This window comes from Psychrobacillus sp. FSL K6-2843, from assembly GCF_038626375.1.
Taxonomy (GTDB): Bacteria; Bacillota; Bacilli; order Bacillales_A; family Planococcaceae; genus Psychrobacillus; species Psychrobacillus faecigallinarum.
In genome coordinates, this window is record NZ_CP152021.1 from 919,266 (window position 1) to 941,665 (window position 22,400).

General features: G+C 36.2%; 19 protein-coding genes. 13 read left to right on the forward strand and 6 right to left on the reverse strand.

Features of this window, described 5'->3' with window-relative positions; translation table 11 throughout:
- Nucleotides 1-62 precede the first annotated feature (62 nt).
- The 6 genes from MKY94_RS04585 to MKY94_RS04610 all read left to right on the forward strand — a co-directional run bounded on the left by MKY94_RS04585 (nt 63) and on the right by MKY94_RS04610 (nt 9,701).
- Nucleotides 63-1,106, forward strand: coding sequence for a GDSL-type esterase/lipase family protein (locus tag MKY94_RS04585; RefSeq protein WP_186318100.1), 1,044 nt, complete (start codon nt 63-65; stop codon nt 1,104-1,106).
- A gap of 200 nt (nt 1,107-1,306) precedes the next feature.
- The gene (locus MKY94_RS04590; protein ID WP_342578114.1) at nt 1,307-2,857 is read left to right on the forward strand and encodes a PucR family transcriptional regulator; all 1,551 of its coding nucleotides are present in this window, start codon (nt 1,307-1,309) and stop codon (nt 2,855-2,857) included.
- A gap of 52 nt (nt 2,858-2,909) precedes the next feature.
- Nucleotides 2,910-4,142, forward strand: coding sequence for an amidohydrolase family protein (locus tag MKY94_RS04595; protein ID WP_342578115.1), 1,233 nt, complete (start codon nt 2,910-2,912; stop codon nt 4,140-4,142).
- A gap of 21 nt (nt 4,143-4,163) precedes the next feature.
- Entirely contained in the window at nt 4,164-5,303 is a 1,140-nt protein-coding gene (locus MKY94_RS04600) for a Xaa-Pro peptidase family protein (protein WP_342578116.1), read from the forward strand.
- Nucleotides 5,304-5,325: 22 nt separating this feature from the next.
- Nucleotides 5,326-6,726, forward strand: a complete 1,401-nt coding sequence (locus MKY94_RS04605) for a sodium:solute symporter family protein (protein WP_342578117.1) — start codon at nt 5,326-5,328, stop codon at nt 6,724-6,726.
- A 383-nt stretch (nt 6,727-7,109) separates the two neighbouring features.
- On the forward strand, nt 7,110-9,701 hold the full coding sequence (locus tag MKY94_RS04610) for a bifunctional 2',3'-cyclic-nucleotide 2'-phosphodiesterase/3'-nucleotidase (protein WP_342578118.1): 2,592 nt from the start codon (nt 7,110-7,112) through the stop codon (nt 9,699-9,701).
- A 60-nt stretch (nt 9,702-9,761) separates the two neighbouring features.
- Here MKY94_RS04610 and MKY94_RS04615 read toward each other — a convergent pair whose 3' ends face one another.
- Together MKY94_RS04615 and MKY94_RS04620 are read right to left on the reverse strand one after the other, a co-directional pair.
- A complete protein-coding gene (locus MKY94_RS04615; protein ID WP_144537333.1) occupies nt 9,762-9,950 on the reverse strand; it encodes an acyltransferase in 189 nt (62 codons plus the stop codon).
- A gap of 98 nt (nt 9,951-10,048) precedes the next feature.
- The gene (locus tag MKY94_RS04620; RefSeq protein ID WP_342578119.1) at nt 10,049-10,873 is read right to left on the reverse strand and encodes a DUF2599 domain-containing protein; all 825 of its coding nucleotides are present in this window, start codon (nt 10,871-10,873) and stop codon (nt 10,049-10,051) included.
- 316 nt (nt 10,874-11,189) lie between these two features.
- Here MKY94_RS04620 and MKY94_RS04625 point away from each other — a divergent pair, with 316 nt between their 5' ends.
- The 4 genes from MKY94_RS04625 to MKY94_RS04640 all read left to right on the forward strand — a co-directional run bounded on the left by MKY94_RS04625 (nt 11,190) and on the right by MKY94_RS04640 (nt 15,543).
- On the forward strand, nt 11,190-11,648 hold the full coding sequence (locus MKY94_RS04625; RefSeq protein ID WP_342578120.1) for a hypothetical protein: 459 nt from the start codon (nt 11,190-11,192) through the stop codon (nt 11,646-11,648).
- 427 nt (nt 11,649-12,075) lie between these two features.
- Nucleotides 12,076-14,286, forward strand: coding sequence for a hypothetical protein (locus tag MKY94_RS04630; RefSeq protein WP_342578121.1), 2,211 nt, complete (start codon nt 12,076-12,078; stop codon nt 14,284-14,286).
- 154 nt (nt 14,287-14,440) lie between these two features.
- Nucleotides 14,441-14,701 carry a hypothetical protein gene (locus tag MKY94_RS04635; RefSeq protein WP_186318102.1) on the forward strand — a complete coding sequence of 87 codons (261 nt, stop codon included), beginning with the start codon at nt 14,441-14,443 and terminating at the stop codon, nt 14,699-14,701.
- Between the two features lie 185 nt (nt 14,702-14,886).
- Nucleotides 14,887-15,543 carry a ribonuclease H family protein gene (locus tag MKY94_RS04640; protein ID WP_342578122.1) on the forward strand — a complete coding sequence of 219 codons (657 nt, stop codon included), beginning with the start codon at nt 14,887-14,889 and terminating at the stop codon, nt 15,541-15,543.
- Between the two features lie 88 nt (nt 15,544-15,631).
- Here the strand turns inward: MKY94_RS04640 and MKY94_RS04645 are convergent, their stop codons facing one another.
- The 3 genes from MKY94_RS04645 to MKY94_RS04655 form a co-directional block, all read right to left on the reverse strand.
- Nucleotides 15,632-16,456, reverse strand: a complete 825-nt coding sequence (locus tag MKY94_RS04645) for an aldo/keto reductase (protein ID WP_342578123.1) — start codon at nt 16,454-16,456, stop codon at nt 15,632-15,634.
- Nucleotides 16,457-16,600: 144 nt separating this feature from the next.
- Nucleotides 16,601-17,002, reverse strand: coding sequence for a hypothetical protein (locus MKY94_RS04650; protein ID WP_342578124.1), 402 nt, complete (start codon nt 17,000-17,002; stop codon nt 16,601-16,603).
- Nucleotides 17,003-17,203: 201 nt separating this feature from the next.
- Nucleotides 17,204-17,686 (reverse strand): sigma-70 family RNA polymerase sigma factor, encoded by a 483-nt coding sequence (locus MKY94_RS04655; RefSeq protein ID WP_342578125.1) that lies wholly within the window; start codon nt 17,684-17,686, stop codon nt 17,204-17,206.
- 294 nt (nt 17,687-17,980) lie between these two features.
- Here MKY94_RS04655 and MKY94_RS04660 point away from each other — a divergent pair, with 294 nt between their 5' ends.
- Both MKY94_RS04660 and MKY94_RS04665 read left to right on the forward strand, forming a co-directional pair.
- Complete coding sequence (locus tag MKY94_RS04660) at nt 17,981-18,424, forward strand: competence protein ComK (RefSeq protein ID WP_342578126.1); 444 nt, start codon at nt 17,981-17,983, stop codon at nt 18,422-18,424.
- 250 nt (nt 18,425-18,674) lie between these two features.
- The gene (locus MKY94_RS04665; RefSeq protein WP_342578127.1) at nt 18,675-19,160 is read left to right on the forward strand and encodes a hypothetical protein; all 486 of its coding nucleotides are present in this window, start codon (nt 18,675-18,677) and stop codon (nt 19,158-19,160) included.
- A gap of 267 nt (nt 19,161-19,427) precedes the next feature.
- Here the strand turns inward: MKY94_RS04665 and MKY94_RS04670 are convergent, their stop codons facing one another.
- Nucleotides 19,428-20,741, reverse strand: a complete 1,314-nt coding sequence (locus MKY94_RS04670) for a hypothetical protein (protein ID WP_342578128.1) — start codon at nt 20,739-20,741, stop codon at nt 19,428-19,430.
- 107 nt (nt 20,742-20,848) lie between these two features.
- Between MKY94_RS04670 and MKY94_RS04675 the strand changes: the two genes are divergently transcribed.
- Nucleotides 20,849-22,384 carry an AbgT family transporter gene (locus MKY94_RS04675; RefSeq protein WP_342578130.1) on the forward strand — a complete coding sequence of 512 codons (1,536 nt, stop codon included), beginning with the start codon at nt 20,849-20,851 and terminating at the stop codon, nt 22,382-22,384.
- Nucleotides 22,385-22,400: the final 16 nt, after the last annotated feature.

Here is a 22,400-nt window from a genome sequence, read left to right on the forward strand (position 1 = left end):
AGCTTTTAATATATATGTAGGGAAAATTGCTTTAGAGAGTTCTAATGAAGGGAGTTTTGGGAATGAAGCAAAAAATGATGGTTGTGATGGCTTTATTATTGTTGGTGTTTAGTATCAACATGCCTGCTGCCTATGCGAACAATGCAAAGGTGGATTACGTAGCTCTGGGAGATTCGATTGCAAGTGGTCATACTCCTTACGGGGAAAAGATCGGTCGAGGCTTTACAGATATGATTGCAGAGAGACTTGAGAAGGAAGGGAAGTTAGGTTCATTTACTAAAGAGTTTGCTACATCTGGCGAAACAACTAATGGACTTTTAGAAAAATTGAAGCGAAAAGACGTTCAGCAGTCTCTAAAGGATGCTGAGCTTGTTACCATTGTCAGTGGAGCGAATGATTTTATAAAAGCCTTTTATGATCCAAAAGATGAGAGTGTGGATGTAGATTTAGCGGCTGCAACATTGTTATTGAACCAGGTTTCAGAAAATTTAACTTCTGCGGTAAAACAGGTAAAGGCAATAAACCCAAATGCGGAGATTTACTTGTTTGGCTATTATTTTCCATTCCCTTATTTAAAGGATCCAGCAACGAAGCAGCAGATGCAAATGGCCTTCACTATTGTGAACAATCGAATAGCTGCTATTGCAGAACGTGAAGGTGTCCATTTTGTCAATGTAGCCCCCGCCTTTGATATTAAGGGTACTGACTATTTGGAGAATCCAAAGGATATTCATCCTAATGAGGCAGGCTATCAAGTGATTGCAGATCAATTTTTCTTAAATACTTTACCAGAGCTACCAATTGGCTGGGGCAAAGTGATGGAAAAAAATATTCCGGTGGCTTCTAACAAGAAGTGGACAATTACGTTGAGCCAAGAAATCGACCCAACAAGCTTGGACCAATCGATTTTCGTGACGAAAGACGGAGCAAAGGGAATTTCAGTTGAGAAATCTGTTTCTAAAGCAAACGGAAAGCAAATAGAGGTATACGCCCCTAAAGAAGGATATTCCCCAGGTGCATACGAGCTAATGATCACCAATGACCTGAAGGGAAAAAGCGGCACTGCGTTAACTGAAAGTGTTTTAGTCAAGTTTGTAGTGAAATAAGCATATATATCAAAAAGCGTTTCCATCCTTATTAATAGGTGGGAAACGCTTTTTCATTGCCCATTTGTGCAATTTTTTATGTAACAAGTGGATTATAGGTGCCAGGCACCCGTAATCTATCTGTAATTATATTTTCTTAACTTTCTGCTAATATAGTATTTAAGTATATTAATAGTTGTGTGAATAGGGTGAGTGATTTGATGTCTATTGAGCGATTGGCTCCGAGGTTAGAAAAGTATGGCATTCGTTTAGTTAGTGGTTGGCAGGGGAAACAGAGAGAAATAGATTATATAAATATACAGGAGCTGCCGCTTAGAAGTGAGCGGGTTCATCCAGGTGGGTTCATTTTGACGACGTTTGCTGCTTTTAAAGATGAGTATGAAATTTTATCTCATGTAGAATGGTTAATCACTCGAAAGATTTCCGCACTAGGGATCCATGAAGCTGGCTGGGCGGTTATTCCCGATAGCTTGTTGCAGCTTTCTAATACGAACAGTCTACCTATATTCACAATCCCAGTGGACTTATCCTATAAAGAGGTTTTTAAGGAGTTTAATGAATTGCTGTTAGGTGAAAATGATGCTCTTCGTGTTCGGATTGAGGATATGAACCTTCAATTACTAGAAGCGGTTGCCAGGGATAAGGGAGTCAGTTATATTGTTGCTACATTAGGTAAGTATCTTTCCTGTCCCATTGTATTTCTAGATCAAAGCTTAAGCATTGTTTCCATTTGGACTAACAATAATTTTAATCGTCAGGAATTTAGCCTACTAGTAAAATCTGTTTTAGAGAAAGAAAGAGACTCTCTATACAGAGAAAAATACTTGGAGGTCGGGAGCGCCTTGACAGAGTCCTTTTCTTTGCAGCATGATTTAGTGTTTTTCGTCCTTCCTATTATGGAAAAAATCGAAAAGCATGGATATTTGATCATAGGTAATAACGGGGTAGAAGAGTTAATGATCAATTCAGCTATTCAATATGGAAAGACGGCCTTGTTGCTTGATGCGGTAAAGAAAAAGTCTTTAGAGCGTTTTTTAAAGAATCAAGAGATACAGTTATTAGAAATGGTTTTTGAGAACAGGAACAATTTACCGAATCGTACCTCCAATCTATCCTCTTCTCTAAAAAAAATGTCCCAGATTTATGTGTTTCATTTTGAAAATGAAGACCTAATCAATTATGGATTTACTGTAATTTACGAAAAATTGGATGGAAGAAATTCAGATAAGATTATTTGGATCTATCAACAAGAGGTAATTTGCATTGCATCCACCTCCATAGAAATACATAGCCTACAGGAAATATTGTCTTCTCTGCAAGGCACCTATTGTGGTGTGAGTGAGTATAAGACTAGTAAAGTAGAAAAAGATCTCCTTCTAAAATATAAGCAAGCGAAGCATTGTATAAAGCTAAGTGAACAAATGAACGTAAAGCTTATACTCTTTCAGGATATAGGAGTAGACAGGTTTTTGTTTATGATAAAAGAAGAAGATTCTATGCAGGAGGCAGCGATAGAGTTGCTCCAGCCCCTGTTAGATTTTGATAAAAGTAACCAGGCAGACTTAACCAAAACTTTGGAGGTTTATTTGAAGCATTTCTTTAGCCTTAAAAAAAGCGCAGAGGAATTATTTATTCATCGTAATACCGTAAGCTATCGAATGGAAAAAATTCAAGAGCTTTATCCGGGAATTATTTTTGAAAATCAAAATGAATATTTGCTTTTTTCTATTGCATTGCGCTTAATCAAATAGCTTATTGTCCAGAGACTATAAAACAGTCTCTTTTTTTTGTGCTCTAGATACAATGAAAAAGATTTTAGAAAAATCTAAAATTTCTATTAACAAACAGAAAGAAGGGATGAAGATGCAGACCATCTTATATAACTGTTCATTAATTAATGGACTGGATGAAGAAATTATAGAAAATGCTTATTTAATTATAGAAGATAAGAAAATTAAAGAAATTGGGACTGGAGAGATAGAAAAAGTCGAGTCAGCAAATTTAGTGGATATAAAAGGTCAATATGTTATGCCAGGACTAATTGATTGTCATGTACATCTAGTATGGGATGGAAGTGAGGACCCTCAAAAGAACATACAGCATTTAGATGAGTCCACTATTGCATTGGAGGCTTACTCCCATGCACTCCTAACTTTAAAGGAGGGTATTACTACCGTTCGCGATGTTGCTTCTCCAAAGAAAAGTGTATTAAATCTTCGAGATGTTATTAATAGTGGGGATTTGATTGGACCAACCATTATTGCTTCAGGACCAGCTATTTGTATGACTGGGGGGCATGTTCATTATTTAGGAAAAGAAGCAGATGGACCAGAAGATGTTCGGAGGGCAACTCGTCAGGTGATGAAGGAAGGAGCAAATCTTATCAAGCTGATGGCGACGGGTGGAATTTACACGTTTGGTGAAGAGCCAGGATCTCCACAGCTAAATGTGGACGAGCTGAAAGCAGCTGTTGAGGAAGCACATAAGAAAAATAAGAAAGTGGCTGCCCATGCAGAGGGGCTAGAAGGTATCCATAACTGTATTGAAGCAGGCGTAGATACAATAGAGCATGCTATTTATGCAGATGAAAGTGCACTTCAGAAAATGAAGGAAAATGGAACCTATTTAGTGCCTACGATGATAGTGATGAAAAGATTGGCAACAGATGAAAACATACCAGAATGGGCTTTAGAAAAGGCAAGGCATGTAGTGCAGCCTCATGCGGAAATGCTTGAAAAAGCAGTAAAGCTTGGTGTGAAAATTGCTACGGGAACTGATTGTGGTTCACCGGTAACTCCGCCTAATTATTATTTTGATGAATTACAGATTATGGAGGACGCAGGTATGAGCCGAATGGAGGTCATACATGCATCTACTCAAATAGCTGCTGAGTGCTTAGGATTGGAGGACAGGGGAGTCTTAAAAGAGGGCATGTTTGCAGATTTATTAATTGTAGAGAGTAATCCATTAGATAGTATATTAGCTTTAAAAGATTCTAAAAGAGTTATGAAAAACGGTCTTTTTATTAATAACTAGGTAGAAAAAAGAAAGGGGTTTATGAATGTGAATTTAGAAAAGAGGATATATCAATTGCGAGAGGTGATGGCTAAGAAAGAGGTAACTCTTTCGGTCATTATGAATTTTGAAAATCAATATTATTTTAGTGGGTTTAAAGCCATTACTTATTCTCGACCAATTGTTTTATTTGTAGGTGAACAGAACACAAAGCTAGTCGTGCCATCATTGGAAGAAAATCACGCAAAAGATAAATCAATAGCGGATCAACTACTAGTCTATTATGAAACGCCTTTGCACCAAACTCAGGCAAATTCTTATGTAGAGCTTTTTGAAGAAGTAATATCAACTTATCCTGAAAGTTCTAGAGTCGGGGTAGAGTTTAGTGCCTTACCTTTTGAATTAGCAAGAAGATTACGTGATAAGGGATATGAGTTAGTTAGCTTAGATGAAGAAATAATACAGATGCGGGCTATAAAAGAGGAGGAAGAAATAGAACAAATTATTGAATCCGGTAAATTGGTAAGCCTTTCATTGACTGCATCACTAGCGCATGCTGCTCCAAATATAACGGAAATGGAGTTAGATCAATTTGGAAATACAGCACTATTTTTAGAGGTCGCTAAGAATCATCCAAACTCTACATTAGATTATTTTGTTATGTCTCCATCCGGTATTGAGAGAACTAATATGCCACATGTGTTTTCTAATACTAGAGCTCTAGGTACTAACGATATTATTATTCACAGTCGACAGGTTGGAGTCAATGGCTACAGAGCCGAATGTGAACGTACTTTTTTTGTTGGGAAACCAACAATTGAGCAGGAGGAAGCGTTCAAGCTGGCACAAGAGGCGCAGCAGGCTGCGCTGGATTTTATACGAGTAGGGGTGACTGCAGCGGAGGTAAATGAAGTTGCATTGAATGTATTTAAAGATGCGAATGTGGAGCAGTATGTCAGACATCGCACAGGACATGGAATCGGGATAGGACTTCATGAAGAGCCATCGTTAAAATATTCAAATGATCTTGTCCTACAAGAGAACATGGTATTTTGCGTAGAGCCGGGGCTTTATATTCCAGGAATTGGAGGTTTCCGTCACTCCGATACTGTCATTTTGACCAAGCAGGGAACTCAGTTAGTCACTCATTATCCAAGTAAGCTGGAAGATTTAATTCTTTAACTAATTTAGGGGAGGGAATAAAATGAGTATTTATTTAATCGCAGTTGTAATTTATTTAGCTGTAATGGCCTTGATGGGGGTATATTTTAGTAGAAATTCGATTGATACAAGTCAGGACTTTATGGCAGCTGGAAGATCACTCCCCTTATGGGTTATGACTGGAACTCTGCTAGCTACCTTTGTTGGCTCTGGGACAGTGGTCGGTGGGGCAAGCTTCATATATCAGTACGGTCCGTGGGCTGCAATTTTCAATTTATCAGGTGGAATATTCGGCATTATTGTACTTTATTTTATCGCAGGAAGGGTTCGCAAAGGGGAAGCATATACGGTTCCAGAAATTATTGAGAAACGGTTTGGAAGTCAAGCCCGACTTGTTGCGAGTATATTAATACTTCTTGCATATGTGGGAATTACCGCTTATCAGTTCACTGGTGGTGCGTATGTACTGCAAATTACGACTGGGTTACCGATTGAGACTGGTGCGATTATTATCGCGGTGCTTGTTATCTTCTTGACGGTGAGCGGTGGGTTATTCTCTGTTGCCTATACAGATGCTTTAAGTGCTCTGTTAATAGTTTTTGGATTTTTAATAGGTTTACCTTTCGTGTTGAACGGAGTAGGGGGACTGGAGGGATTATCTTTAAATCTTCCGGAACAGGCCAAGCAATGGAATGGAGGGCTTAGTCCACTACAATTGTTAGGGTATTTCCTGCCCCTGTTCCTGCTTATTTTAGGGGATCAAAATATGTATCAGCGTTTTGCTGCGGCAAAGGATGAGAAAACGGCGAAAAATTCAACAATTGGTTTTTTCTTAGGTAGTGTACTTGTCATTGGGTTAACTATTACATTTGCCACTGCGGCTATTGTAATGTTTCCGAATATCACACCAGATACAGCTGTGTTGAATATGGCTATTAATGGATTACCTTTAGCAATAGGATTAGTTGTGCTCTGTGCGTGCGTTGCCTTTATCATAACCACAGGAACATCTTACCTACTCTCTGCTTCAGGGAATATTGTGTATGACTTGTATAAGCGCTATAGCAAAAAAGAGATTTCCGATAAAAAACTATTAAAAATGAATCGTTATGTAGTTGTAGCATTAGGGGTTGTTGCATATGTGCTTGCTATGTACTTCCCCTCTGTGTTAGCTATTCAAATGTACTCTTATACAATGTACGGCGCATCCGTTACACCTGCACTGCTTGCCACCATCCTATGGAAGCGAGCAACAACAACTGGAGTGTTAAGCTCGATGGTGGTTGGTGGTGTAAGTACAATCGTCTGGGAGGTTGTCTTAAACAAACCATTTGAGCTAAACAGCGTCTTATTTGCCTTACCAATGGCTGTAATCACATTAGTAGTCGTGAGTCTATTAACTCAACCAAAAGAAAACATGTCAGGAATCTTAGCTAAAAACTAACCTATATTGTTTCAAAAGTATTACGGGTGCCTGGCACCTGAAATATATTAGAATACTAATATATTTGGAAATCCTGTCCCTGTTTGGAGGGATGGAGGGTTTATCGAACAATATCAACTTTAAATATTATAGAAAAATTATTACGGGTGCCTGGCACCTGTAATAATTTATACATACTTTGGAAATAGATAGGTTTTTATGTATTTTTACCCATAATATAAATCTTTTGAGTGTAAATAGTTTGATTTTACGATATTTTTACATTTATTGCATTGTTTTGATTAGAGTATTTGATTATCTTTAGATAGTAGCCCAATTGTTCGTTATTTATGAATAGAATGATAGGCTGGGGGATTTTAAAAATCAGAAATAGGGGTGGAAATGTGAATAGGAAATCTTTAAAAAAATCGGTAGTCTCGGCTGTGCTTGCAACGTCTTTATTTGCTTCTGCAAATGTTACTTTTGCAAGCAGTTCGACTCAACAGATCGTCGATCAAGCTCGTATGGACATGAAAAATGCAGCGTATGCTTATGTGGTGCCTGCCCAAAAGGGGAAAATTGTTACTAGTAAAGAATTATACCCTGCTTTAAACAAGGCGAAGGCAAGTTATGCAAAAGCGAAGGCTACAATTTCAAAATCCAATGCTAAAAACAAAGCTACTATGTTAAAAGATTTGGATGCTTTGTATTATGAAAAAGTAACAAAAGGAATTGTTCCTTATATTGATGCTTATAACTATGCGGACAAGTACTTAAATCCAATTATGAAAGACATTGAAAAGGCTGAAGCAGCTCGTGATTGGTCAAAGGCAGAGAAATCTTATCATCAATTATCTGCTCAACTGAAATCACGTACAGCTATTCTTTACCGTTTTACTGGTAAGTCAGCTCGTGATCTTTTGTTAGAACAATATAAAGATCCGGCAAATGCTAAGCGTGATGAGTTAAAAATACCTGTCACTGTATATATGAAGGTTCTAGAAGCTGAGAAAGCTTTAGCAGCTGGTAAAACAGAAGAAGCTAAAAAAGCTATACTTTCTATTTATCCTTTAATTGATATGCTGCCTCAATCTAACTCTTTACCAATGATTAAAGATTTGATTGACCGAGCTTATGACAATAAATTTGGTGTTGATAAAGAAGCTGCGACAGGGACATTTTCCCTACGTATCCTAGGTACTTCTGATATTCATACAAATATTGTAAATTACGACTACTATAAAGACACAGCTTCAAATAGCTTAGGTCTTGCTAAAACTGCGACATTAATTAAAAAAGCACGCACAGAAAATAGTAATACATTGTTATTCGACAATGGAGATTCTATTCAAGGAACTCCGCTAGGATCTTATAAATCTTCAGTGGACAAGCTAGAGGATGGAGAAGAGCATCCATCTATTACAGCTATGGAGCTTTTAGACTATGATGGAGCTACTTTCGGTAACCATGAATTTAACTACGGCCTTGATTTCTTAGATGAAGTTTTAGATGATGCAGACTTCCCTTATGTAAATGCAAATGTTCGTGACGCAGCTACTGGTAAATTAGCATACACACCTTACGTATTAATCGATAAAGAAGTGGTTGATGCGAAGGGGAATAAAGCAACAGTAAAGGTCGGGGTAACTGGTATTGTACCTCCACAAATCCTGAAATGGGATAAATCACATTTAACAGGAAAAGTAACAGTAGATGATTCTGTGCAAGCTGTGGAAAAAGTTGTTCCAGATATGAAAAAAGCTGGAGCAGATGTAGTAGTAGTTCTTTCTCACTCAGGTATGGGAGACGCTACTCATGAGGTTGGTGAGGAAGATGTAACCTACTTATTGACTAAAGTAGATGGCGTTGATGCGATTATCACTGGTCACGCTCATCAAGTATTCCCTGGAAAAGTAGATGCTTCTTTAACTAATGTGGATATTGCAAAAGGAACTATGAACGGTGTTCCAGTAGTAATGCCAGGTAAATTCGGAAGCCATTTAGGTGTAATTGATTTGACATTGGAAAAAGACGGACAAGGCTGGAAGGTTGCTTCATCTAAAGCTGAGGTTCGTACGATTGCAAAGGATGCATCTGATGTAGACCAAACAATCGTGAATGCAGTAAAGGAGGCTCATGAAGGGACTATTTCTTATGTGCGCCAAGCTGTTGGAACTACAACGGCAGATATTCATAGCTACTTCTCACAGGTGCAAGATGACCCATCCATACAAATCGTAACCAATGCACAAACCGAATATGTAAAAGCAAAGCTTAAAGGTACGGCAAATGAAAAACTTCCGGTTCTTTCTGCTGGAGCTCCGTTTAAAGCTGGAACAAGAAGCGACCCTGAATATTACACTTATGTACCTACAGGTGAGTTAGCAATTAAAAACGTTGCAGACCTATATTTGTATGACAATACAATCTCTACTGTAAAGGTTACAGGAGCTGATGTGAAAGAATGGTTAGAAATGTCTGCAGGACAATTCAATCAAATCGATGCAACTAAAAAAGATGAGCAACAGCTTATTAACACAGATTTCCGCTCATATAATTATGACGTGATTGATGGAGTAACATATGAAATTGATGTAACACAACCAGCTAAATATGATCCAGACGGTAACTTGGTGAATAAGGATGCTTCACGTATCGTTAACCTTCAATTCGATGGCAAGCCTATTGATTTGAAGCAGCAATTTATCGTAGCAACAAATAACTACCGTGCGAACGGAACATTCCCGGGTGTGCGTAATGCGACAGAAACAGAAGTATACCCAGATGAAAACCGTCAAGCAATTATAGACTTCATCCTAGAGAAGAAAACAATTGACCCTTCTGCAGATGGAAACTGGAAATTTGCAACACTTCCATCAACTGCAAAAATCATATTCGAATCTTCTAAAAACGCAGCGAAGGTACTTCCTGCTGACGGAAGCATTCAATATATTGGTGAAGGTACTGACGGATTTGGTAAGTACTCTATCAAATAAATAAAAATATAAAAGATCCTTTCTAGCGCTCTGGCTAGGAAGGATCTTTTATACTTTGAGCTATTCTACTTTAAATTCAAACTTCTTTACATAGTTACATTGTTCACATGCCATCCCATTTTGTTTGCTAGTATCGGGATCTTGATAGTAGATTAAATCAAATCCGCAAACATCGCATTCCATTTGATGAAAAATAATACGTGGACCTATAACTGAGTCAAGTAAATTAGTAAATTCTATATGTTGCATTCTCCATGCTCCTTATTGTTGGTATGTATAAATATAGCAAAAACGTTTTTCAAAATTCGTCGAAATTTGGAGGAAACTAAATTATTTCCGTAGACAATTTATTTTGTACTTGGATTACATGAAGCCATAATAGTTGAAAAATAGCCGACATTTTTTCTAGCAGGCTCTAAATTCCACTCGCCCTTAGTTTTTGCAAAATCGAAATGACAATCAAATTGATTTTGTAATCCACTTATATTGCTCCATTTTTCATCATACTTATGAAGATCGACAAGTTTGTTCCACGCATCTAATCTCTTTAATGTCGAAATTTCATAGTTAGCAGAAGTTAATAGATAAGGACTAGGTATCATGCTGACAGAATCTAGTTTGCCTCTTGTAATCCACTGATTTTTAGAAAAGTAGGTAGTAATATCTGGACTGGAAATTTCTATATCAATAGTTACTGGGTCTAAAAGTTTATTTGTTTCAATTTTTAATTCGAGTATGTTTTTATTTTTTACATTTGTAGTCACTTTTAATTTGTTTTGAGCTTTTTCTGTTGAAATGAAAAATAAACCGATAGATTCATTTTTCTTATTGAATATATGTCCTGCATTGTATTGCTTCCCTGAATCCTCTTTGTAGAGAACTAGATATTCATCATTATAGAAACTAAAAGGAATTTCTACTACGGTAGATGATGTTGAAGGAAGAACTGTAATAGATTGTTTTATACGAGCATCTTTTTTTTCTTTTATAGTTTCTTTAGGCAAAATTATAAAAGGAGAAACCTTTTGAGTAGCCGGTGACCCAACGCCTATTTTGTTTCCTGAAGATGTAGTTATAAAGGCATTGTTGTTTGATGGATGTGCAGAAGCAGTATTACCAAATAACGTTAGTGAAGCGAAAAATACGATGAATATGTACCTATTAAATTTCATGATATAAATTACCCTTCTGTGTTTTATAAATTACATTATAGCAGGACTTATTTCATAAAAAAAGACATTTTTAATTAAAAAAAGGAATATTTTTGATTTAGATTTATTAAATAGTATTAATGACTTATTCTTTGTGACTAAAAAAAGTCTAAACAAATAGTTCTAGTGTTTTAGACCTGTTATTTCAAATGTATTACAGGTGCCTGGCACCTGTAATACATTTGAAATAAGTTGGAGGGTATTTTGTTATTTTTTTCTTAAATATATGTTATTCTAGTAAGTAGAATTAATATTCAGATATTAAGGTGGAGGGCTTATGACGATGAAAATAAAAAGGTATCTCTCTTTGTTTGTAATTACCGTTTCTTTTATTCTTCTTACTAGTGTGTATGCTGAAGCCGCGGTAAAAGTCATGTGGGGAAAAACAGAATTAAAAGTAGGGCAAATTGGGAAAGTAACTGTACAATCTAATACAACTCTTTGGAAAATAGGTCCAGATCAGTCTTTAATAAAGGTGAGAGATTTGAAGAAGGGAGAGGAGTATCGAGTGTATCGTTATACAAATGATCACAATGGTCTTTATGGGGTAGGCGGAGGGAACTTTGTGAAAAAGGATATTTCTATTAAATATGAAACACCTAGCAAAGCTAAATTAAAGCAGTTAAACGGTGACAAGCCGGATGTAGTAGAAACTCCTGCTAACCCAAAACCTGGCGATACTCTCCCAGTTGAGCCACCTATAACCGATAAGGTGGAGGTTATTTCTGTGGATTAATGAAGTGACTGTCTTATTATAAGAGGCAGTTTTTATAAAAATTTTATACTTCTAGAAAATATACCGTGAACTTAATGTTCGCGGTATTTTTATTATTTAGAGCGAAACCACTCTAGTATATATCCGGATTATTAGTTATAACAAGGCAAGTAATTATTCAATAATCTTAAAGTCCAATTAATTGTACATTTAAGCAGGAGGATAACTATACTTTTATCGTTCGTACTCAATGTAAAAAAGGTCTTAATCGGAACGCTTGATAAAGTCAGGTTCCGTTTTTTTTGTAGGCACACGTTTTCGGAAATTTAAGGATAATAAAGGAAATTAAATAAAATTAATTGGTAAAAAATTCTTCCTTAATTTAGTAAAAATTTTACCTGAATTTACATGTTATGATTAAACAAAAAGAAGGAGCATAATACTATCTATGATTAAATCTACTAAAATTTTAGTTATTGCCACGGTCTTTATTGCTACGGCCCCCGTCCCTTCAGTTAATGCTGCTGGGAATGTAAATCAGTTAGTCACCAATGCGATAAACGCAGGCACTATATTAAAATGGGCAATATCTGTTGAAGGCTTTGCGAACTTTAAAACAAGGCCGTATGCGGAATATAATACAACGAAAAAGTACATAGAAGCTGCCGAAAAAGCTTCGTCAAAACTTTCCCAATCGGAAAAGTTAAATGTGCAGGCTAGATTGGTCGATGCTAAAATACAAGTAAAACGAGCTCAGGCTTACATAGACGCAATCACCTCCAGTGAAAAAATTAAAGAACTCACCAATAATATGAATTCATCTATAGCATCGGGGGAACTTGATAGGATTGAGGCAACGTACCATTTGGCAACTGCCGAATATCGAAAACAAACTAAGCTACTAGATCGAGTCTATGGGCAGTCCACACGTGATGGAATTCGGAACTCAGTGAAGCCTACTTTTGAAGCACTAATGAATTCTGTTCAATATGATGTAACTATACATATGCATTTAGAAAAGGCGAATAAATTACTAAAGGAAGAAAAATACATAGAAACTGATCTTGAATTAATGAAGGCTTATGAATACTTAACTGGCTATAAGGATAGCTTAAGTTTTTACTCAAAGTTACAAAATAACTATGAATCCACACTAAATTCAGTTCCGTTGCTTCCACTTTTTGCAACTACAGATGGAAAAAATACTGTGACTGTGAAACTATCTAAAGCTCTGTTAACCAACTCTTCTAATTTAGAGGCTGGCCAGTTTAAAATTTCCGGGGAAATTGTTCAGCATGCCAGATTATCGGAGGATAAGAAGTCCATTACATTAACAACCACCGATTTAAACGGAGACACTGATTATTTACTTACCTGGAAAGGAAGTGAAATAATCTTTACTACACCAGAGGTTCCGGATAATTCTGGTATATTGTTAAATGATTTAGAGGAGCGATATCTCGAAACTACAGATACGCATGTATACATCGCTAAACTTACGAACAGTGATAATTCTCCTTATAATGGCCGGGTAAGAATAAGTCTAGCAAATAATAATGGAGAACCAACGACTGGAGTAATAACTTCAGTAAATGGCCACGTAGAAGAAGCGAGTCAGGAGTGGAGATCCTATGCGGATCAGAATGGACATGTTGTTTTCACTGTTACGGCAGGTGCTGGTACATATACTAATGTGCAGCCAACCATTCAAAAGCTAGATGGCAATGAAACGAGTAAACAAGCAGCGGTCACTCATTTTTATCAGCTGCAAACTAACTCAGGTGTATATGATTTTCAGATAGAAAATGAAACCATACATAAGGAAGCTGGTTATATAGTAGTTAATGGGATGAAATATAAATGGGATGCGAATGATTTATTCTTTATTCATGGTCAGCTTATCTCTAAGGAAGAATTTGAAAGAGCTTTGACTAAGGGAGATATGCTAACCTTGGGCTATGATGTGAGATTAGAGAATGCATCCACTTGGAATATAGTATCTGATATCACTCAACACGCAGCTGTAAAAATTACAAACCCGGCTCAAAGCCCACTTACCTTTGATGGTTCTTTCTATGAAATAAGTGGCACAGCACACCCAGGTAACAAGGTGAAGGTTTATCGGAACAGTGTTTATGTAGGAATGGTAACAGTAGATGAAGATGGATATTGGAGCCTAGGAACAGTAAGCCTTCTTCAAAATATGGAAAATACATTTGTTGCCTATCAGTATACACCTGGACAGGACGGAATTGATGGTGAAGGGGCAATCAATACTGCAACTAATACTATTTTGGAAGGAGCTTTTGCCTCTACAGCAATTACTTACCATGATGAAGGATCTAATGGTATCTCTATAACAGACATGTTTGATTTTTCCTTTTTGAATCCTTCCTACGGTCATTCCTTTAAACGGTCATTATCTGGAACGTTAACTATTAATGACGGGTTAGGGAAATCTGTTGTGGTAAAAGTAGATTACATAGACGGGAACACATTAAAGGTAATCGACTTTATCTCCAGAGAAGAAGGCTTTAACTTTGAATGCTCTTTGTTTGTTATTACGTCCACTACAGGAATAATTAATCAAGACCAGTTAAAGTATAGTGTGGAGGCTTCAAAATTAGAGGGAACACTTCTAAAAAAGACATCCTATTAAGCTATTCCTCGACATATTTCCCGGGGAATTTTATTAAAGCAGAGGTTAGTCTTGTTTAGGGAAAATTATTAAAAAATATTTATTGGGTTTCTGACCGGTTTCGACATTTTTTTTAGTATCCTTTCTATAGAATATAAAGTAGCAATATCTAATATTGAAAAAGGGTGATAAAGTGCTAAAGGTAAATGTTATTCTAGGTAAAACATCCTTTACGGAGTACATGATTAAAAAATTACAGGAGGACTACGAGAATATCCTAATTGTCATGGACTATAATCATTTGGATGAAACGGAGCCCATTATTGAAAACGGAGCTCTCTATTGTTCGCCGAATCAAGCAAAAACTTACATAGAAATTGCAGGAGAAGTTTCATTTCATCGATATGGTTACGTTAAACCACGGCTTAATAACTAAGAACAAGCAAATAGTCGTTCATGGTCAAACCATGAACGACTATTTTAGCGAAGGACAGCCTCATCTAAATTGGATTTTATTGCTTTTCCGGAAGTCTATAGATTAGTAACATAAAGTGTTGGAAAAAGGGTAAACTATTAGAAAATATTCCGTAAGTAGCAACAAAATGTGAGGAGGAGCTAGAGATGAAAATTCGTATAGAATGGACCTATACTACGCCTAGAGGAGCAGAAACATTTTTTCGCTCAGATGAAATGCCTGTTGCTCAGGCGCTTCTCATGGCGGAGGATATACAGAAAACTGGCAGGGTAAAACATCTAGATTTCATCGATCAGTATGATAGTTCATGGATGATGAAGGAGTTAAAAAGCTATCTTAAAAGTATCGAAACCGAGCCACACAATGTACGTGTATTTTTTGATGGGGGTTTTGACATACAAACAAAGATGTCAGGCATGGGATGTGTTATCTATTATGAACAAAACGGAAAATTCTATAGACTTCGAAGCAATGTGCCATCCGAGCATTTAATATCAAATAATGAAGCAGAGTATGCAGCACTCAATATGTGCTTACAAGAGCTAGATATACTAGGTGTTAACCATATACCTGTGACATTTATTGGGGATTCCCAAGTGGTCATTAACCAATTGAGTGGAGAGTGGTCAGTGATTGAGCCAAGTCTTTCAGGATGGGCAGATCGTATAGAAGCGAAAATGAAGAAACTAGGAATTGATCCTACATACGAGCTAATTCCCCGTAAAGAAAATAGCGAGGCAGATCGATTAGCAACCCAGGCGTTAAACGGGATAGAAATCCTGGCAAACAGCGAATTATTATAAAGCTACTTAGAGCAAATTCAAGGCTTAAATTACATTAGAAAAACCCACATCCAATAAGTCAAGGATGTGGGGTTTTTTATGGCATGTATTAACGAAGATTCATCTCGTTTGGATGAGAGCCTTTTCGTCGGTCCTTATTTAAGTTGTTAATAAGTTCTATTTCATTATTGGTCAGCTCAAAATCAAAAACCTGGAAATTCTCTTCTATTCTAGAAGGAGTCACCGATTTAGGAATAACGATTGTATTGTTTTGTAAATGCCAACGCAGCACAATTTGTGCAGGTGATTTGCCATGTGATTTTGCTATTTGTAGAATAGTCTCATCCTGCAAAACTTCTCCACCTTGGTCAAGTGGGCTCCAAGCTTCCACAAAAATATCATGTTGGGCGCAGAAATTCTTAATTTCATTTTGCGCTAAGTATGGATGGCATTCAATTTGGTTCAATACAGGCTTAATTTCACACTCTTTTAATAGACGCTCTAAATGTTCTACTTCAAAATTACATACACCAATTGCTTTTACGCGCCCTTCTTTATAAAGCTTTTCCATAGCTTTATAAGTCTCAACATATTCATCAAACTGGGGAGTCGGCCAGTGAATCAAATACAAGTCTACATAGTCCAGCCCTAAACGTTCAAGGCTCTCATCGAATGCACGTAATGTATTTTCATAGCCTTGGTCGCTGTTCCAGACCTTTGTAGTGATGAATAACTTCTCGCGAGGAACATCTGAATCCTTTAAAGCTTTTCCTACACCATGTTCATTTTTGTATATCATTGCAGTATCAATTGAACGATAGCCCACTTCAAGGGCTGTGGAGACAGCAGCAGTTGCTTCATCATTAGGTACTTGCCAAACTCCGAACCCTAGCTGAGGCATTGTTAATCCATTGTTCAAAGTAATAAAGTTCATTCTACATTTCTCCCATCCTGCTTAGATTAGTTTACTTTTGTTATTACCCTTTAAGTTTAATAGATAATCTTACAAGACGCATCTATTTGGTATTAATATGAAAAGCCTGTACTTTGCAAATAACAAAGTACAGGCTTTTCATCATTATTTAGGTGGTATTCTTTTAGTGTTTTCTTGTTTAGCGGGGGAATCATTGTTATCTTCCTGCAGAGATTCCTCCGTAATTGGTGCTTGTTTCTTTTTTTGTGATTTAGGGAAATCTTTTTTGCCATTCCCGTCTTGTACTTTTTCATTGTAATATTGCACGCTTGTCATTGCACCTTCTTCAATCATACGGTTATCATCTGGATCTCCAGGATCCGAGAAACCTGCTTTTGTCATTTGAGTAGGTGCGTGTCTTCGTGAGTCTCTATAAGATTCCACTTTAGCTTTAGTGTTTTTCATTGCAACCTTTGCTTTTTCACGATTTTCTAATTTATATAAATACATAATGGCGAAGGCAGCGATGCCTCCAATGAGTACTGCTTGCTTGTCGATTTTTGACATTCCTATCACTCCCTCTTGGTCTTGTTCTAATAATACCCATTTAAAAAGTTAACCAAACACAGAAAAATTTAAATGTGCTGGAGCTATTTACTAATGTAACGTTCTTAAAGCAGTAAATTCTTAGGTATTGTAAACTTATAAAAATAAAAACAAACGGTGGCACAAGCGCTAAGAGGATTTCATTTACCAGTAATGATGCAGTTAATTACTCATCTCCTTCCTCAATTTTTTTAGCGACCGTTCTTTGCGTTTTTTTATACCGGAAAGAGATATTCCGGCTTTTATTGCAGCTTGCTGTAGGGAAACTTCTTCAACATATATCCATAGTAATAATTCTATTTCGTGGGAAGGAAGTCTTTTTAACACGGTTGCCAATTGCTCATTTTCTATATGCAAAAGCTGGTCATGATCTATCAGATTGCTCAACCGGTCATGTTCTAGTAATTGAAATCGTTCTTCTATGAGGTTTTCTTTTTTTAATTCATCTAGCATTGCTCCATAAATGGTTCTATTAGCAAATGGAGTAAAATCTCCTTTCGAAGAGTCATATTTTATCCAAGCCCTCCATAGAGCGATAAATCCTGCTTGTTTGAATGCATCATGATTTTTATAAATGTTTAATCTTCTTAAGCAGGCAGAAATCATTGGTTTATATTTCTCTAGAACCTGTTCAAAATTATTCACTATATATCCCTTTTCCATCATGCATGATTGTTTTTTCCTAGGTAGCAACAATATAACCTGTCAAAATAAAAGGAGCGAACAACCGAATTTAAAGTATGCCTGGGGAAACGTGAAGAACATACTAAGAAATCTTAATATAAGATAATAAAATATATAAAATTACATAATATATTAATAATTACAATTATTCAGTATAATTTAACTATACAAGAGATAAATGTTTTAGTATTATTTAACTAAGGAGAAACTTGGGGAGGGAGTTAGCTGATTTATTGTGATTCTTTGTTCATAACGATGAATACTCTTATGCTTGAGTCAGGTTTTACTAATGGATATAATTCCAGAATAACTACTAAGCATGGGATCCTTCAATCCAATTTATCAGTGGTTCAATTGCTAGAAAATGCTTGTCTTCGTCATGCTTCTACACTAGAAGGTCGAATGCAGGCGACTAAAAGGTTAATGAGTTATTTTCAAAAACCTCCAATTATAATAGAACCAGGGAAGATTGCTGCTTTTCCAACGATGTCCTATAATAATTTGGAGTGTATATGGATATTTAATCACTTGTTTCATATAGAGGAGCTAGGACAAGGGGAATGTCTTCTTACGTTTTATAACAGAATGACTGTTAAGGTTGCCGCTTCCAAATACGTCCTTATTAAACAACAGGAAAGAATGCACGCGATGATTAATACTTTTGGCTTGTTAGGCAGATACTCCGACATACAAGGATGACTTATTGCTGACTGCTTGACGAAAAAATATATAGGGTTTCTCCTTGAGGAAACGACTGTTGGCTCCATACGCAGTCGCTTTTTTTTTATTAGATAATAAATTTGAAGTTCATATTATTGTCAAAAATAACTATACTTTTAAGTCTAAATATCTATTATGATAAATGAAGATAAAAAATAAGAACTATTCACAATACTAAGGGGAGAAAATGATGGATACAGCTAATGTGTACATAGATTATCAGCTTAATATGGAGGAAGGTACTTCTCTCATTAATGTTCTTGCTCAGGGAATTGTATATGAGGATGGAACAGAAGAACCAATTCAAATCGGAGAGGCTTGCTTACATTTATTTAATACGCAAAAGAGTTCTTATATAGAAGTTTGTGGTGAAGCAGATTGTTTATCTAAAAGTTTATCCTATTCTCTCCGAAACTTAGACAGGTTATGCGATATTAATAAACTCTCTGGACTTATTGCGATTTTTCATTCTTTAAAAATTGATGCTAGCTGGAGTGGCAAGGGGGTTGGTCAAGTTTTTTATAAGAAGATTGAGGAGCAGCTTGTTTTATTAAATGTTGAAATGATCTTACTTACCACCTGTGAAGATGAAATAGGTAAGGATAATACTAGCGATTTACCTGTTTATTTTAAAAATCTAGGCTTTTATCCATTTCAACAAAGCGGAGAACCTATTATGTACAAAAAGCTTTTAAATCCATATATTAAAATATAGAAAACAGCTGAGTTTTTCAGCTGTTTTTCTTAAGTATAGAGGATAGTTTTAAAGTCTTGCTGCGATGCCTTGTCCCTTTAGGTAAAATAGGAAAGTTGTATTAGCATGTTGAAGCATTCTCAGCTAATATTAATAACTTATTTTCTTTATTAAGCGATAAAATAAGCACTTAGAAAGCTGTATGAGCTTCAAATTAAAAAGCAGAAATAATTAATCACGCTTTAAAAATTGCATAGACGGAACACGCATCTTAAGATCAAACAGTCTTTAAATATCTTCCAACTGGATCTGATAAACTTTTTTAGGTCTCCCTCTCAGCTTCTTTTGCTGTTGAGTTGTAACAATTGCAGCCCCACTCTCCTCTAATTTTTTTAAAACTCTGTTGGCAGCTCTTTCGGTAATACCTAAATGAATGCTTAAATCCTCTGCCGCAAGGATGTTAGTTTGCAATTTGTCCATCACGGCTATTATTTTTTTTATTTGTAGCGACGAGGTGTGTAATTTTGCGCTTAATAGTTCTATTTTGGAATCGTATTTTGTGTCTACAAGAATCTGCTCCTCGTTACCTAAAGGTCCTATCAAATGAGCTTCCTTTGTTAATATGTAAGATTGTGTTTCGGTTGCTGTACAAAGATGAGATGCCTTTTCTGCGTTTAACTGAGCAACCTGTATGGAATGACCAATTCCCCAACCAATTTTAACTGCAAAGGGTAGTTCGGTTGTTAGAAAAGTAACTAGCTGACATTGTTTCATTTCCCCGGTAATAATTTTGAAATCGCTAAAGTTTGTAATAATTTCATAATATAGAGCGCTTTGATGAATGATAAACTTCATATTATTCTTTCTGCTGAAATCTAATATCGCCTTATAAAGTGACATTTGGCGGTATTCTAAATCTCGGATATTATCGCGGCTGATGGTAAACTCCAAATGGGCAATGACTACTTGATTTTCGATTAGTTGTAGAAGTTGAATTTCTTTTAGTAATGCCTCAATCTGGATAATCATACTTCTTTCTGATGGAACAACTAGTATAAGGTTAACTCCGTAAGGCTTTAACATGTCAGGTAGTCGGCTTAGTCTAGTCATACATACATCTACTTTATTTTCCTGCCATAGCTTTATGTGATATTCTGACATTTTTTCGTACACTTGCTGATCAGCATAAGATTGCATAGTAGCTCCAAAGATATATGGAAAGTCCTCCTCGGTTGTCCATTCCTTTACCCCTAAATAATCGTTCTCATCATATAAAAAATCAATCAAACATCTTTTCATTTGAATGTCTTTGTTAGTATACATATACTCCGTCAATGTGCGATAAAAATCATTTTGAGTGACATCAAAATGCAACATAGGGATGTCAACTTGGGGGAAGTGCTCTTTCACAAAAAAATGTGGGATTTGACCACTAAATAAAATACCGTCGACTAAGGTAATTTGCTTTAAAAATATCTCTTTTAAATGTTCAAGAGATTCATATACCCTAAAAATATATTCACACGGATCAGTCGGAAGAAATTCTACCTTCTTGACCCATCCCAGTGAGTTTTCAGTCGTAAAAATTAATATACGAGCCATTGTTTTAATGTTCTCCTTTTTCTAAAAATTTGTTGAATTTTGTTTTATTATAGTTTACCCTATTGTTTAAAGACAGGTGCAAAAAGTGTCTTTTAATAACAGAAGGGGTGATTATTATTACAACTAACAGTGTAGAGGTGAATGAGAACGGCAAGTTTTCCAAGTTTCTATCTTTGATTGAAAGAATAGGTAATAAGTTACCAGACCCATTTATTCTTTTTTTCTACCTAACTCTCGCATTAACGATAGTTTCTTGGATTTTAAATTTCTTCCAAGCAGAGGTCGTCCATCCGAATACTCAGGAAACGGTTGTTGTTAAGAGTATTCTGTCAGGGGAAGGTCTGCAGTTTATTCTAGCTAATACTCTTACAAATTTTACTAGTTTTGCTCCACTTGGTCTAGTACTGACGATCATGTTGGGAATTGGGTTAGCTGAAAAAGTAGGCTTGTTAGAAATGCTTATGAAGCGTGCAATTGTTAACACACCTAAAAAAATTATTACCTTCGCTGTATTCTTCATTGGTATTTTAGGAAACATTGCTTCAGATGCTGCTTTCGTAGTAATTCCGCCATTGGCTGCCTTAGTATTCTTATCAGTCGGAAGACACCCTCTTGCTGGTTTAGCTGTAGGGGTAGCGAGTACCGGAATTGGTTTTACAGCAAATGTTCTTATCGCTGGTACAGATGCATTACTATCCGGTATTTCCACTGAAATTGCTAAGGGAATAAATCCCGACGTAATAGTAACACCTTTAGATAATTGGTTTTTTATGAGTGCCTCTACGTTTTTACTCGCAGCTGTAGGTACTATTATTACTGAAAAATATGTTGAACCGCGCCTTGGTACTTATACAGGGGAGCAACAAGCGTTTACAAAAGAAATTAGTCCTCTGGAAAAGAAGGGCTTACGTAATACGTTAATTGCTGCCATTATTTTTATTGCTATTGTAATTATTGGTATGCTGATTCCAAATTCACCACTTTTAAATGAGGACGGCACTCTTTTGCGCTCTCCATTTTTGTCAGGAATTGTTCCTATATTGTTCTTGTTCTTTGTAACTGTTGGTATTGTATACGGCGTTTCTATTAAAAAAATACAATCCACAGCTGATGTACCTAAAATTATGACAGAGGCTATTGGTAGTTTGTCTGGTTACATAGTGTTAATCTTTATGATTGCTCAATTTGTTGCCTATTTTAACTGGTCTAATATAGCCATTTGGTTAGCCGTCAATTGTGCGGATATTTTGAGTGCACTCAATATGACGAATATTTTTGTCATTGTATTATTTGTTATTTTGGTTGCATTTCTAAGTTTATTTATCATCAGTGGTTCGGCATTATGGGCACTAGTTGGTCCAGTGTTTATCCCAATTTTTATGCTATTAGGGTATCATCCAGCGTTTATCCAGCTTGCTTACCGTATCGGGGAATCCTCGACGAATATGGTGACTCCCCTAAATCCTTATTTTGCGATTATCTTATCGTTTATGCATATTTATGATAAGAAAGCAGGTATTGGTACGCTTATGTCGTTAATGATTCCATATACGATCATCTTCTTAATCGTATGGATAGCTCTAATGTTAGTTTTTGCATTTTTCGGAATTCCGATTGGACCAGGAGTGTCCTTATATTTATAAATAAATGAATGAGGAG

Coding starts and splice junctions, on each gene's coding strand:
- MKY94_RS04605 (WP_342578117.1), top strand. CDS start 5,326: ATGAGTATTTATTTAATCGCAGTTGTAATTTATTTAGCTGTAATGGCC.
- MKY94_RS04665 (WP_342578127.1), top strand. CDS start 18,675: ATGGAGGAAGGTACTTCTCTCATTAATGTTCTTGCTCAGGGAATTGTA.
- MKY94_RS04650 (WP_342578124.1), bottom strand. CDS start 17,002: ATGTCAAAAATCGACAAGCAAGCAGTACTCATTGGAGGCATCGCTGCC.
- MKY94_RS04630 (WP_342578121.1), top strand. CDS start 12,076: ATGATTAAATCTACTAAAATTTTAGTTATTGCCACGGTCTTTATTGCT.
- MKY94_RS04640 (WP_342578122.1), top strand. CDS start 14,887: ATGAAAATTCGTATAGAATGGACCTATACTACGCCTAGAGGAGCAGAA.
- MKY94_RS04600 (WP_342578116.1), top strand. CDS start 4,164: ATGAATGTGAATTTAGAAAAGAGGATATATCAATTGCGAGAGGTGATG.
- MKY94_RS04660 (WP_342578126.1), top strand. CDS start 17,981: ATGAATACTCTTATGCTTGAGTCAGGTTTTACTAATGGATATAATTCC.
- MKY94_RS04590 (WP_342578114.1), top strand. CDS start 1,307: ATGTCTATTGAGCGATTGGCTCCGAGGTTAGAAAAGTATGGCATTCGT.
- MKY94_RS04645 (WP_342578123.1), bottom strand. CDS start 16,456: ATGAACTTTATTACTTTGAACAATGGATTAACAATGCCTCAGCTAGGG.
- MKY94_RS04595 (WP_342578115.1), top strand. CDS start 2,910: ATGAAAAAGATTTTAGAAAAATCTAAAATTTCTATTAACAAACAGAAA.
- MKY94_RS04585 (WP_186318100.1), top strand. CDS start 63: ATGAAGCAAAAAATGATGGTTGTGATGGCTTTATTATTGTTGGTGTTT.
- MKY94_RS04625 (WP_342578120.1), top strand. CDS start 11,190: ATGACGATGAAAATAAAAAGGTATCTCTCTTTGTTTGTAATTACCGTT.
- MKY94_RS04620 (WP_342578119.1), bottom strand. CDS start 10,873: ATGAAATTTAATAGGTACATATTCATCGTATTTTTCGCTTCACTAACG.
- MKY94_RS04670 (WP_342578128.1), bottom strand. CDS start 20,741: ATGGCTCGTATATTAATTTTTACGACTGAAAACTCACTGGGATGGGTC.
- MKY94_RS04615 (WP_144537333.1), bottom strand. CDS start 9,950: ATGCAACATATAGAATTTACTAATTTACTTGACTCAGTTATAGGTCCA.